Source organism: Halomonas borealis, from assembly GCF_004798905.1.
GTDB lineage: Bacteria > Pseudomonadota > Gammaproteobacteria > Pseudomonadales > Halomonadaceae > Halomonas > Halomonas borealis.
The window spans coordinates 141,861-154,782 of the sequence record NZ_SDMO01000003.1 but is presented as its reverse complement, the minus strand read 5'-3'; the positions used below and the strand labels follow the sequence as shown (position 1 = coordinate 154,782).

General features: G+C 68.5%; 9 protein-coding genes. 3 read left to right on the top strand and 6 right to left on the bottom strand.

The window, feature by feature from the left end:
• Positions 1-40: 40 nt before the first annotated feature.
• Together ETC07_RS04975 and ETC07_RS04970 are read left to right on the top strand one after the other, a co-directional pair.
• Positions 41-1,195 carry a TauD/TfdA family dioxygenase gene (locus ETC07_RS04975; protein ID WP_136247405.1) on the top strand — a complete coding sequence of 385 codons (1,155 nt, stop codon included), beginning with the start codon at positions 41-43 and terminating at the stop codon, positions 1,193-1,195.
• The gene (locus ETC07_RS04970) at positions 1,192-1,779 is read left to right on the top strand and encodes an HD domain-containing protein (protein ID WP_136247404.1); all 588 of its coding nucleotides are present in this window, start codon (positions 1,192-1,194) and stop codon (positions 1,777-1,779) included. Before ETC07_RS04975 ends, ETC07_RS04970 begins: the two co-directional genes overlap by 4 nt.
• 53 nt (positions 1,780-1,832) lie before the next feature.
• Here the strand turns inward: ETC07_RS04970 and ETC07_RS04965 are convergent, their stop codons facing one another.
• Complete coding sequence (locus ETC07_RS04965) at positions 1,833-3,398, bottom strand: DHA2 family efflux MFS transporter permease subunit (protein ID WP_240724561.1); 1,566 nt, start codon at positions 3,396-3,398, stop codon at positions 1,833-1,835.
• A complete protein-coding gene (locus tag ETC07_RS04960; protein WP_136247403.1) occupies positions 3,395-4,504 on the bottom strand; it encodes an HlyD family secretion protein in 1,110 nt (369 codons plus the stop codon). The genes ETC07_RS04965 and ETC07_RS04960 overlap by 4 nt, the downstream gene beginning before the upstream one ends.
• Before the next feature lie 147 nt (positions 4,505-4,651).
• Here ETC07_RS04960 and ETC07_RS04955 point away from each other — a divergent pair, with 147 nt between their 5' ends.
• The gene (locus tag ETC07_RS04955) at positions 4,652-5,293 is read left to right on the top strand and encodes a TetR/AcrR family transcriptional regulator (RefSeq protein ID WP_136247402.1); all 642 of its coding nucleotides are present in this window, start codon (positions 4,652-4,654) and stop codon (positions 5,291-5,293) included.
• Between the two features lie 24 nt (positions 5,294-5,317).
• Here the strand turns inward: ETC07_RS04955 and ETC07_RS04950 are convergent, their stop codons facing one another.
• The 4 genes from ETC07_RS04950 to smc form a co-directional block, all read right to left on the bottom strand.
• Positions 5,318-5,590: a YheU family protein gene (locus tag ETC07_RS04950; protein WP_136247401.1), complete on the bottom strand. Its 273-nt coding sequence runs from the start codon at positions 5,588-5,590 to the stop codon at positions 5,318-5,320.
• A complete protein-coding gene (gene ligA / locus ETC07_RS04945) occupies positions 5,587-7,653 on the bottom strand; it encodes an NAD-dependent DNA ligase LigA (RefSeq protein WP_136247400.1) in 2,067 nt (688 codons plus the stop codon). Before ligA ends, ETC07_RS04950 begins: the two co-directional genes overlap by 4 nt.
• A 142-nt stretch (positions 7,654-7,795) precedes the next feature.
• Positions 7,796-9,202 carry a cell division protein ZipA gene (gene zipA / locus ETC07_RS04940; RefSeq protein WP_136247399.1) on the bottom strand — a complete coding sequence of 469 codons (1,407 nt, stop codon included), beginning with the start codon at positions 9,200-9,202 and terminating at the stop codon, positions 7,796-7,798.
• A gap of 225 nt (positions 9,203-9,427) precedes the next feature.
• Entirely contained in the window at positions 9,428-12,922 is a 3,495-nt protein-coding gene (gene smc / locus ETC07_RS04935) for a chromosome segregation protein SMC (protein ID WP_136247398.1), read from the bottom strand.

The following is a 12,922-nucleotide window of genomic DNA, read 5'->3' as shown; positions in this document are numbered from 1 at the left end:
GGTAAAATGCCGACCTACACGCTCCGTCAGGCCCAAGATGATGTCAGAACCCGAATTTGTCGTCCAAGAATCCCCCGCCAAGGTCTTCGTCACGGACGCTAGCGGCACACGCACCGAGCTGCCGGCGCTGTGGCTGCGCGAGCGCTGTCAGGAGCCGGAGAGCCTGGACGGCCCCACCCAGCAGCGTCTGTTCAACCCGCACCAGCTCGATGCGGACCTGACCCTGGTGGCGGCCGAATCGCTCGGCGGCCACTGGGCGCGACTGACCTTCAGCGACGGCCACAGCGGGCGCTATGACCTGCGCCACTTCGCCGACGACTTCGATCATGACGATGGCCTGCCCGCCCCGCGGCCCTGGACCAGCGACATCGACTTCGCCTGCATCACCAGGGACTGGGCCACGCTCGCCGATCACGGCGCCTTCCACGAGGCCCTCGAGACCTACCTGCGACACGGGGTGATCATCCTCCGGAACGTGCCCACCGATGGCGCACGCCTGGTCGAGGTCGGCGAGACCTTCGGCCATGTGCGCTCGACCAACTTCGGCCAGTACTTCGAGGTCTGCTCACGCCCCGATTCCAACGACCTGGCCTATCGCAGCGTGCCGCTGGCCCCGCACACCGATAACCCCTATCGCGATCCGGTCCCCGGCATCCAGCTGCTGCATTGCCTGACCAACGAGACCACCGGTGGCCTGTCGACGCTGGTCGACAGCCTCGCCGCGGCCGAGCAGCTGCGCGCCGAGGACCCCGAGGGCTATCGCCTGCTGGCCAACGTGCCGGTCCGCTTCCGCTTCATCGACGACGGGGTCGAGCTGATCGAACGCCGCCCGATGATCCACCTCGATGCCATGGGCAAGATGGACGGGGTGCACTACAGCCCGCGCCTGGACTACCTGCCGTTGATGGACGAGGACAGCACCCGGGCGTTTCATCGCGCCCGCCGCCGTCTCGGCGAGCTGTTCACCCACCCGGACTACGAGATCCAGTTCCCACTGGGCGATGGCGAGCTGATGATGTTCGACAACAACCGAGTGCTACACGGCCGCACCGCCTACGACCAGAACGAGGGCTTCCGCCACCTGCAGGGCTGCTACATCGACCGTGACGGCCCCACCGGCCACTACCGGGCGATCGTCAAGCAGGAACGCGCCCGACAAGCCACCGCGACCGACGAGAACGTGACCACCGCATGAATACCGTTAATTTCACCCAGATGAAGGATGGCACCAAGGACGAATACCGGATGCTCGGCGAGCTCGAGGAGCGCTTCGTCGAGGGGCTGCCCGAGCGCATCCTCGAGGCGCTGAAGGGGCTCGACGAGAGCCTCTCCGGCTACCGGGTCTCACGGCTCGAGCATGTGCTGCAGTCCGCCACTCGTGCCGAGGACGACGGCGAGGACGAGGAGATGATCGTGGCGGCGCTGATCCACGACATCGGTGACGACCTGGCGCCCCACAACCATTCCCAGTATGCCGCTGCCGTCATCCGTCCTTACGTGCGGGCCGAGGTGACCTGGATCATCGAGCACCATGGGCTGTTCCAGAATTACTACTATATCCACCATTTCGGCGGCGACCCGCTGGAACGCGACCGCTACCAGGATCATCCCTGGTACCAACGCTGCGTCGACTTCTGCGAACGCTGGGACCAGGCCTCCTTCGATCCGGACTACCCGACACGCCCGCTCGAGCACTTCGCCCCCATGGTGCGCCGCATCTTCAGCCGCCCGGCCTTCGATCCGGCGCATCTCGGCGACGAAGCCCCCCGGCACCAGTGACAGGCCGGCCACCGCCATGACACGGCCCCGCCACCCGGGCGGGGCCGTCGGCGCTAGGCCGAGAGCCGGCGCAGCAGGAACACCAGCGGCACGCTGAGCAGGTAGATCATCCCCATCCACAGGAAGATGTCGTTGAAGGCCAGCACCTGGGCCTGCTGCATGACCCGCTGCCCCAGCATGCCGAGCGCCGCCTGGTGGGCGTCCGGCACCGCGCCGGCGAGCATCGCCTCATACTTGGCGATCTCCGTTCCCACCACCTCACGCCCGGCATCGATGGCCGGAATCAGCTGATTCCAGTGGAAGTCCTCGCGCAGGTCACGCACCGTATCGAGCAGCGCCAGCCCCATGGCGCCGCCGAGATTGCGCATCACGTTGAACAGCCCGCTGGCATTGCCCACCTCGTCGGCCGGCAGGGTGCCAAGCGCGATCCGCGAGGCCGGGATGATGCACATGATCAGCCCCATGCCCCGCACGATCTGCGGCAGGCAGAACTGCCAGAAGCCCGACTCCACGGTAAGGTTGGCGTTCATCATGGTGCCGACACCCACCAGCAACAGGCCGAAGAACAGCAACACCCGCAAGTCGAGGCGGTTGGAGAGCTGGCCGATCACCGGCGCGGCGCAGAACATGGTCAACCCGGTGACGAACATCACCTGGCCGATCTGCAGGCTCGAGTAGCCGCGCACATAGCCGAAGAACAGCGGCATGATGTAGACCAACCCGTAGAGCGCGATGCCGATGATGAAGCCCATGCCTGCGCCGATCGCGAAATTGCGATTGGCGAAGGCGCGCAGGTCGACGATCGGGTGAGCATGGCGCAGCGTGCGGGTGAAGAACCCGACCCCGGCCAGCACGCAGACCACCATCAGGATCAGGATACGATCGCTGGCCAGCCAGTCGTCGCCGGGGCCCTCCTCGAGCACGAATTCCAGCGAGCCCAGAAACACCGCGATCAGCACCAGTCCGATCAGATCCAGGTGCTTCGCCCGGCCATGGTCGGCCTTGTCGATATCGAGGAAGTTCCAGGCCGCCCAGCACACCAGCACCCCCGGGATCACATTGGCCAGGAACAGCCAGTGCCAGCTCATGGCCTCGGTGATGAAACCACCCACCGTGGGCCCGATCGACGGCGCCATGGTCACCACCATGCCGATCACCGCCTGCACGCTGCCCATCACCCGCCGCGGGAAGATCGAGAAGCTCACCGCCTGGGTGATCGGGATCATCGCCCCGCCCATGAAGCCCTGGATGGCACGCAGCACGATCAGCTGTTCGATCGAGGTGGCCAGGGCGCAGCCCAGGCTCGCCAGGGTGAAGCCGGCGCAGGACAGGGTAAACGCCACCCGCGTGGAGAGGATGCGCATCAGCATGCCCGACAGCGGGATCATCACGATCTCGGCGATCAGGTAGGAGGTCTGCACCCAGGAGATCTGGTCTTCGCTTGCCGACAGGCCCGACTGGATCTCGTTGAGCGAGCTGGCGACGATCTGGATATCCAGGATCGCCATGAACATGCCGAACACCGCGGCGATGAAGCCGATCCGCTGCGGCCAGGGTGGCATGTCGCCGGCCGGCGCGGCGGGACGCACCGCGGCCGGCGGGGTCCCCGCCTCACTCACGAGCCGGCCTCACCGTCGTCGGCGTCGGGCTCCCGGGTGTCGACCTCGGGCACCGCCGAGAGGCCGGCACGCAGTCGCCCCATCGCCTCGCTCGGGCCGCTGACGCGGATCTTGACCGGTATCCGCTGGACGATCTTGTTGAAGTTGCCGGTGGCATTGTCCTGGGGCAACAGGCTGAACTCGGTGCCGGTGGCCGGCGCCAGGCTGTCGACCTCGCCGTGGTAGGTCACATCGGGATAGGCATCGAGGTGCAGCTCGACCGGCTGGCCGACACGCATGCGCTCGAGCTGGGTTTCCTTGAAGTTGGCGATCACATAGGCCGAGTCGAGGGGCACCAGTTGCAGCAGCGTCAGCGACGGCTGCGCCAGGGTCCCAGCCTCCACGGTGAGATTGCCGACCACGCCGTCGCGAGGCGCCTCGAGCCGGGTCTTGTCGAGCTGGTGACGGGCGTAGGCCAGATCCGCGGCCGCGGCATCGCGCTGGGCCTCGGCCTGTCCGATCTCGGACTCGGCCACCGCCAGCTGGCGTGTCGCCGAGACCCGTGCCGCCCGGCTCTCGGCGAGCCTGGCCTCGGCGACCCGCAGCGCGGCCTGGTCGTCCTCGAGCCGCTGGCGGGAGCCATACTGGTTGGCCGCCAGCGACGAGGAGCGCTCGAGATGCTGGCGGGCCTGGTCGACGTCGGCCTGGGCCGCATCACCCTGCGCCCGGGCCTGATCGATCGACGCCCGCTGCAGCGCCACCCGGCGATGCGCCTGGGCGAGCGACGCCACGGCCACCGCCTGCTGAGCCTCGGCCTGCTGCACGCGGTCGCGATAGCTCTCGCCGTCCAGGCGCGCCAGCAACTGGCCCTTCTCGACATGCTGGTTATCGTCCACCAGCACCTCGCTGACCCGCGCCGAGAGCTCGGCGCGCACCGCCACGCTGTCGGTACGCACGTAGGCATTGTCGGTCTCCTCGATGAAGCGACCGACCTGCCACCAGCCGAGCGCCCACCAGATCAGCGCCACCAGGGCGACGAGCCCCACCAGGCCGGCGATGATCCGGCGCCGGCCTCGGCCCTTGCTGGCCGCTTGCGTTGTCGCGGCCTGCTCGTTGTCCGCTGTCATGGGCTCTCCTCGCTGCATGGCGGCCCGGCGACACTGGCGACCGAGCGCGAGCCATAAGTGTAATGAATGCTACACTATATGGCCAGCTCATCGCCGCCCGCCCGGTGCGCTACGATGAGACACCCCTCGTCGACCACAGGAGCCCCGATGCCCCGCCACTCCCCTACCGAAGCCGCTGACGCCTCGCTCACGCCGCGTGGCGTGGCGCGGCGCGAACGCCTGCTGGATGCCGCTCGCGATGTCTTCCTCGAACAGGGCTATGCCGCGGCCAGCGTCAATGAGGTCGTGGCCCGGGCCGGCGGCTCGCTGGCCACCCTGTACAAGCAATTCGGCAACAAGGAAGGGCTATTCACCGCGGCCATGGAGCGACAGGTCGCCACCGCCTGGCGGGTGCTGGAGGAGGGACAGCGCGAGCGGCGGGCCCCGGAGGAGGTGCTGTTCGAGCTGGGACGACACATGCTGGCGCTGGTCCAGGAACCCGGCGTGATCCGCCTGATACGGGGGCTGGCCTTCGAGGCCGAACGGGCCCCCGCGCTCGGCGAGCTGTTCTTGGCACGCGGCCCCGACCGCACCCGACAAGCGCTGGCCGATTACTTCACCGATCAGGTCGCACGCGGCCGGCTGAGCCTCGATGACCCACGCGAAGCCGCCGGCATGTTCATGGGCATGCTGCTCGGCGAGTGGCATCTCGATGCCCTGCTCGGCCGCCCGCCGCGCCTCGACACGGCGCAACGCGAGGCCCGCGCACGCCGCTGTACGGCGCTCTTCCTGTCGGGCGTCTCGGCATGAAGCGACACGCCGCGGCGCTATCGCTCAGCCTTCTTCCTCGTCATCGGCCAGGTCGCGGCCGAACGATCGCCACTGGGCCAGGGTCATCACCTCGGTGCTCTCGGTACGCAGGTCATGGGCGATGACCAGCTCGCTACGTTCCAGCTGGCGCTTGAGCTCGCCGACCCAGCCACTCATGCCCTCGCCGGTGTCGGTGGTGTCATACCCCTGCCGGGTGACGAAGGCCTCCAGCAGACCGTCCAGGGTCTCCCCCGGCAGCATGCGATAGGGCACCTCGATGAAACGATCGCCGCTCATGCGTTTTCCTCCTGCGTGTCTGGCTCCGGTGCACCATTCTCCCAGCCCGCCAGGCGTTCGATAAAGGTCGCCTCGTCGATCACCTCGACGCCGAGCTGTTCGGCCTTGGTCAGCTTGCTGCCGGCGGCCTCGCCGGCCACCAGGCAGGCGGTCTTCTTCGACACGCTGCCGGACACCTTGGCCCCCAGCGCCTGGAGCCGCGCCTTGCCTTGATCGCGCGTCATCGCCTCCATGCTGCCGGTGAGCACCCAGGTCTGGCCCTCGAGCGGCGTGGGGCCGTCCTCGACCTCGGCCTCTTCCCAGCGCAGGCCGGCATCGATCAACGCCTGGATCGTCGCGCGGTTATGCGGCTGCTGGAAGAAGGTGTGGGCATGGCTGGCGACGATGGGGCCGACATCGTCCACCCCCTCCAGCGCCTCGCGATCGGCCGCCATCAGCACCGCCAGGGTGCCGAAATGGCGCGCCAGGTTGGCGGCGGTGGCCTCGCCTACCTCACGGATGCCGAGCGCATAGATGAAACGCGCAAGCGACGTCGCCTTGGCCTTGCCAAGCGCCGCGACCAGGTTCTGCGCGGACTTCTCGCCCATGCGCGGCAGGCCGGCGAGGCGCTCGGCATCGAGGGCGAACAGGTCCGCCGGGGTCTGCACCCAGTCGCGCTCGACCAGCGCCTCGATCAGCTTCTCACCCAGCCCCTCGATGTCCAGCGCCCGGCGGCCGGCGAAGTGCTTGAGGGCCTCCTTGCGCTGGGCCGGGCAGTAGAGCCCACCGGAGCAGCGGGCCACGGCCTCATCCTCCAGGCGTTCGATCTGCGAAGCACACACCGGGCAACGCTCGGGGAAGACGATGGCCCGCGCCTGCTCGGGGCGCTCGTCGTGCTGGACGCGCACCACCTGGGGGATGACGTCGCCGGCGCGGCGGATGGCCACGCTGTCGCCGATCATCACCCCTAGCCGCGCGATCTCATCGGCGTTGTGCAGCGTCGCGTTGGAGACCGTGACGCCGGCCACCGAGACCGGCTCGAGGCGTGCCACAGGAGTGATGGCGCCGGTGCGACCGACCTGGAACTCGACATCGTTGAGCCGTGTGACCTGCTCCTGGGCCGGAAACTTGAAGGCGATCGCCCAGCGCGGCGCCCGGGCCACGAAACCGAGTTCGCGCTGTCGACGCCGATCGTCGACCTTGATCACCGCCCCGTCGATGTCGTAGCCGAGCCCGTCTCGCTTTTCACCGAGCCGCCGGCAGTAGTCGATGATGCCCGAGGCACCATGAACCACCTCCAGCTCGCCACTGGTACGAAAACCGAGCCCGGCGAGGCGTGCCATCAGCTGGCTGTGGCTGGCATCGCCGGCATCCGGCTCGATGCGCGCCACCTGATAGGCGCTGAATTCCAGCGGCCGGGCGTCGGTGACACGAGGATCGAGCTGGCGCAGGCTGCCGGCGGCGGCGTTGCGCGGGTTGGCGAAGACCTTGGTGTCCTCGGCCCGGGCCCGGTCGTTCATCGCCTCGAACTCGGCATGACGCATGGTGACCTCACCGCGCACCTCGAGCAGCTCGGGCCATTCCTTGCCTCGCAGCCTGAGCGGGATCGACTTCAGGGTGCGCAGGTTGGAGGTGATGCCCTCGCCGCTGCGGCCGTCACCGCGGGTCACGCCGGCGACCAGCTCGCCGCGCTCATAGACCAACGACACGGCGGCACCGTCGAGCTTGGGCTCGCAGCAGAAGGCCAGGCCATCCGGGTCGGCCTCCAGGCGATCGGCGACCCGCTTGGCGAAGGCCGCCAGCTCATCCTCGTCGAAGGCATTGTCCAGCGACAGCATGGGCACCGCATGGGCCACCTCGGGGAAACCCTCGGCGGGAGCGGCGCCGACCCGCTGGGTGGGCGAGTCCGGAGTCTCGAGCTCGGGATGCTCGGCCTCGATGTCCTGCAGGCGGCGCAGCCGATGATCGTAGTCCGCATCGGTCATGCGCGGCTCGTCGAGCACGTAGTAGCGGTAGTTGGCATCCTCGAGCTCGGCGCGCAGACGCGCCGCCTCGTCCTGAAGCGATAGGTCGGGCTGGGTCATGTCATCCGTGTCTCGATCTTATAGAAGGCCTCGAAGCTCGCAAGGCAGCGTAAACTAAACCACCTCCGTAGCAAGGCCACGGAGGTGGTTGTCTTCCCGCTTCAAGCCTGCGGCTTACGATTCCGGGCGAAGCCTGGCCAGGCTAGTTGACCTGACGATGCAAGCGGTGGCGACGCTCGAACTCCTGCACCCGCTGGCGTGCGAACTCGACGGTCTGGGCGGTCATCACGCTCATCTGCTCATCCTTCAGCTCGCCGCCGAGGTGGCGGACGATGACCATGGCGGTCTCGACCATCGCCTCGAAGGCTGCGGAGGTATCGGAGGCTCCCGGCAGCGGCATCAGCAGGGTGACACCGGGCGTGGAGAACTCGTCCATGGCCTCGAGGGGGAAGGTGCCGGGCTTGACCACATTGACCATCGAGAACTGCAGGGCGCTGCCCGGGTCCTCGGTCTCGAAGCGATGGAAGATGCCCATGTCGCGGCCATAACGCAGGCCACAAGCCATCATCAGTTCCAACAGGGTACTGCCGGAGAAGCCTTCCTCACCCCGGGCCATCACGCTGATCACGATGAGCTCCTCGGCCTCGCCGAGGGCGTCGCGGGCATGCTCGGCCTCGACATCATGACGCAAGGCCTTCTCGAGCACCGGATGCGAGCGCACCACGTCATCCCGTGGGGCTTCTTCGGCGAACGCCTCCGAGGCCTCCCGTGGCGCCTCGCGGCGAGGGGCAAACAGCGGGTCGTCTTGCTCGGCGGCGGCCTGGCGATGCTCGGCTTCCCGCGCCTCGCTATCACGCTGGCGACGAGCCGCCTCGTCGGCCTCCTGCTGCTGTCGGGCGGCCTGTTCGCGGCGTGCCTGCTCGGCCTTCTCGGCTTGCTCGGCCCTTTCCGCCTTCTCCTGCTCGCGGCGCGCCTTCTTCTGATCGCGGCGCTCGGCGATGCCCTTCTGCAGGGAAGCTCCGAAACGCTGCACCGAGGAGCCGACTCGCCGCGAGCCGTTCTTCAGCGAATCGCCCATGCCTTCCAGGTCGACCAGCCGATAATCCTCGTCATCATAGCCATCGTGATCGGCCGGATCGGCGGCCAGCGGCTCGCCGGTCGCGCCTCGCCCGTCGCCATCGTCGAGGACCGGCTCACGGCGCTCGGTCTCGACGGCCGCGGCTGCCACCGTCGGCTCACCGTGCGTCGCGGGCTCGGCCCGGCGCGCCGCCGTAGGCTCCGGCTCGCTCTTCTGGCGACGGAATTCCGACAATACGCGGGATGGACCGGGGTGCTCCTGGCGCTGAAGCTTGGGCTTGGCCTTCACACCCTGCTCTTCCGCCGGCCGGACGACACGCGCCCCGCCGTTGGGCAGTTCCCAGTTGATTTCCGCCTCGCGGGCCGCCGCCTCGGGGTCGTCCTGCTCGACACCCTGTGCCGCCGGGGTTTCATCCCCGGGCTGGTCCAGACGCGGTACGCGGCGCTGGCGTTGCAAGCGACGCACGCCGTCGATGACGATCAACGTCACCAACGCCAGTCCCAATATGATCAGCCACTCTCTAAGTTCCATGGGTCGTCATGCCTTTTTGCTAAGGCGCCATGCCTGATGGTTTCCGTGAACAGCATAGCGCGATTGCCCGGAAAAGGACCAATAATTTTGATTGTCAAGCTCGACTTTTTGTGGCCGAACTCGCATCGGTCCTGCGCAATCGCCCTTCGAGAATCCCTTCGTAACCATGCGATGCAACCTTGTTTTGTGTCTTGTTAACCCTTTTACTCCCGGCGTTCAAGTCCATCACGCCTGGGCCAGGGCCGCCGCTTCCTCGACGCCCACCGCCACCAGACGAGATACCCCGGGTTCCTGCATCGTCACTCCCATTAATCGCTCCGAGGCTTCCATGGCGATCTTGTTGTGGGTGATGTAGATAAACTGCACCGAGTCCGACATCTCCTTCACCAACTTGGCGTAGCGCCCCACGTTGGCATCATCGAGTGGGGCATCGACCTCGTCGAGCATGCAGAAAGGCGCCGGGTTGAGCTGGAAGATCGCGAATACCATGGACAACGCGGTCAGCGCCTTTTCTCCCCCGGAGAGCAAATGAATGGTGCTGTTCTTCTTGCCCGGAGGACGAGCCATGATGGCGACCCCGGTCTCCAGCAAATCGTCGCCGGTCAGCGTCAACCATGCGGTCCCGCCGCCGAAGACCTTGGGGAAAAGCGTCTGCAGGCCAGCATTGACCCGCTCGAAGGTGTCGCGAAAACGGGTTCGGGTTTCCTGGTCGATGCGACGGATCGCTCGGTCGAGGGTCTCCAGCGCCTCGCGGAGTTCACGGTGCTGGGCCTCCAGGTAGTCGCGCCGCTCGGCCTGCTGGTCGTACTCCTCGATGGCCGCCAGGTTGATGGCGCCCAGCCGGCGGATGCGCTCGCCGACCTCCTCGAGACGGGTCTGCCAGGCGGACTCGGTGGCGTTGGGGTCGAGGCCCTCGGTCAGGGCCTCGGCATCGTGCCCCAGCTCCTTGAGCTGTTCGTCCTGGGTCTCGGCCTTGAGCGCCAGCGCCTGGACCTGCATACGCGCTTCCTGAAGCCGTTCGCGGATGCCCTCGAGCTGGCGTTCGTGGCCCTGGCGGGCCTGCTCGTCCTCGCGCAGCCGCTCCACCAGCTCGGCGGCCCGGGAGCGCGCCGCGTTGAGCTCGCGCTCCTCGCGCTCACGGCGATGCAGTAGCTCCTCGAGGCGCTCGCGGCGTTCCTCGTCGGGCTCGTTGAGCCCCTCGCGGGCCTCCTCGAGCTCTGCACACCGCAGCTCGAGGCGTTCGCGGGTCTCGCCGGCACGCCCCTGCTGCTCGGCCAGGCCGGAGCGTTCGGTGGCCAGCCGCTGGTGCTCCAGCGCCAGCCGCTGAGATTGCTCGGCGAGCGGCCGCTGCTGGCTGCGCAGCTGGGTCAGCCGCTCGCGGGCCTGCTGGCGGTCTCGCTCCAGGCGCTCGCGGGTCTCGGCGCCCTGCTCGAGGCGCGCCATGGCGGCTTGCCAGTGCTCGCGGGTCTCCTCGATGGCCAGCCGCGTCTCCTCGCCGGATTCGGCCAGCCCCTCGAGTTCCTCGGCGAGCTCCCCGGCCCGCCCCTGGAGGTGCTCGAGCCGGCTGGCCAGGCCGCTGTCCTGCACCGCCAGCTGCTGGCGCTGCTGTTCGAGGTCGCGCTCCTCGAGGCGCACCGCCTCGAGGCCCTCCTCGGCGCGCTCGACGCTCTCGCCGGCCTCGGCCAGGCGCGTCTCCTGGGCCTCGAGGCGCTCCTCGACGGCAGCGAGTGCTTCTCGCACCTCGGCCTCGCGACGGCGACTGACCAGCAGCGCATCGGGGCCTTCTCCCTGGCCACGATGGCGCGCCCAGCCGTCGCCGACCCACAGCCCGCAGGCGGTGATCAGGCTCTCGCCAGGCGCCAGGCCGCCACGCTCGGCCCAGGCCTGCTCGCGGCTTGCCACGCAGCGCACGCCGGCCAGCCACCGGGCCGCGGCCCCGGCACCCCGGACCCGGGCGGCCAGGCTACCGGCCGGCGCCTGGTGTTCCTCGGCCTCGAGCAGCCCGAGCTCCGGGGCCAGCTCCGGTGTCAGCAGGTTCGCGCCCTCGCCCAGCGGGGCGAGCCGGGCACGCAGCCAGGGCGCCAGGACCCAGGACACCGCATCTTCCCAGCCGGCATCCACGTCGAGACGCTCGCCGAGGCGCGGCGCCTCGACGAGGCCCTGGGCCGATAGATGGTCGTCGAGCGTTTCGTCGTGATCGGCCAGCGCGGCCTGAATCAGCGCCTCCAGCGAGGCCAGCTCGCCCTGCAGGGTGCTGCGACGCTGGCGGTCGGCCTCGCGCAGCGTTTCGGCCTCGCGCACCGTCTCTCGGGCGGCATCGCGGTCGGCCTGCCCCTGTTCGCGGCGCGCCTCGTATCCGGCCAGGCGCTCCTCCAGTTCGGCCAGGCGTTCGGCGACCTCGCCACGCTGGGCCTCCAGGCCGGCGATGTCGGGCAGTTCCTCGCGCTGCTTGCGGCGCTTGCGGGCATCGCCTTCGAGGCGCTCTAGGGTCGCCTCCTGTTCGCGCAGGCGGTCCTGGGCGCGCTCGGCTTCGCGGCTATCGGCCTGCCAGGTCTCGCCGAAGGCCTCCCAGTCGGCGTCGGCCTGCTCGGCCAGCGGCTCGGCCTCCTCGAGGGCGGCCTCCAGCTCGGCGAGGCGCTCCGCGACTTCCTCCTGTTCGGGCCCCAGGGTCTCGAGGCGCTCGTCGAGGCGCATCAGGCGCTCGCCGTCGTCTTCGCCGAGCCGGTCGAGGTCGGCGAGCTCGCGGCGGGCGGCCTCGAGGTCCTGGGCGAGCTGCTGGTCACGCGAGCGGGTGTGCTCCAGGTCCTGCTCGAGGCGGGCGATCGCGGTGGTGGTCTCGTGGAAACGGCTCTGGTAGCCCTCGAGCTCGGAGGCCAGGCGATCATGCTCGGCGCGGGCCTCCTCTAGACGCGTCTCGCACTGGCGCAGGCCCAGCACCTCGCGCTCCACCGTGGTCTCGAACTCGCGGACGCGGCTCTCCTCCTCGTCCTGGCTGGCGCGCAGGGCTCGAGCGCGCAGCAGCGCCAGCTCGCCCTTGAGCCGGTACTCCTCCTGCTTGAGGGTCTGGTAGCGGCGCGCCGCGTCGGCCTGGCGCTTGAGGCGCTCGAGCTGCTTGTCGAGTTCCTCGCGGATGTCCTCCAGGCGCTCCAGGTTCTCCTGGGTGCGCCGCATGCGGTTCTCGGTCTCGCGACGGCGCTCCTTGTACTTGGAGATGCCGGCGGCTTCCTCGAGGGTGGCACGCAGCTCCTCGGGGCGTGACTCGATCAACCGCGAGATCATGCCCTGGCCGATGATGGCGTAGGAACGCGGCCCCAGGCCGGTGCCCAGGAACAGGTCGGAGATGTCCCGGCGACGACACTTCTGGCCATTGAAGAAATAGGTCGACTGGCCCTCGCGGGTGACCTGTCGCTTGACCGAGATCTCCGCGTATTGGGCGTAGGGCCCTCCCATGGTGCCGTCGCGGTTGTCGAACAGCAGCTCGATGGAGGCCTGGCCCACCGGCTTGCGGCCGGTGGAGCCGTTGAAGATGACGTCGGTCATCGACTCGCCGCGCAGGGTCTTGGCGGAAGATTCCCCCATGACCCAGCGCACGGCGTCGATGATGTTGGACTTGCCACAGCCATTGGGCCCGATGACGGCGGTCATGTTGCCGTCGAAGGGCACGGTGATGGGGTCGACGAACGACTTGAAGCCCACCAGGCGTATCGACTTCAGTCGCAT

Coding starts and splice junctions, on each gene's coding strand:
- ETC07_RS04950 (WP_136247401.1), bottom strand. CDS start 5,590: ATGAGCGGCGATCGTTTCATCGAGGTGCCCTATCGCATGCTGCCGGGG.
- ETC07_RS04975 (WP_136247405.1), top strand. CDS start 41: ATGTCAGAACCCGAATTTGTCGTCCAAGAATCCCCCGCCAAGGTCTTC.
- ligA (WP_136247400.1), bottom strand. CDS start 7,653: ATGACCCAGCCCGACCTATCGCTTCAGGACGAGGCGGCGCGTCTGCGC.
- ETC07_RS04955 (WP_136247402.1), top strand. CDS start 4,652: ATGCCCCGCCACTCCCCTACCGAAGCCGCTGACGCCTCGCTCACGCCG.
- smc (WP_136247398.1), bottom strand. CDS start 12,922: ATGCGACTGAAGTCGATACGCCTGGTGGGCTTCAAGTCGTTCGTCGAC.
- ETC07_RS04970 (WP_136247404.1), top strand. CDS start 1,192: ATGAATACCGTTAATTTCACCCAGATGAAGGATGGCACCAAGGACGAA.
- zipA (WP_136247399.1), bottom strand. CDS start 9,202: ATGGAACTTAGAGAGTGGCTGATCATATTGGGACTGGCGTTGGTGACG.
- ETC07_RS04960 (WP_136247403.1), bottom strand. CDS start 4,504: ATGACAGCGGACAACGAGCAGGCCGCGACAACGCAAGCGGCCAGCAAG.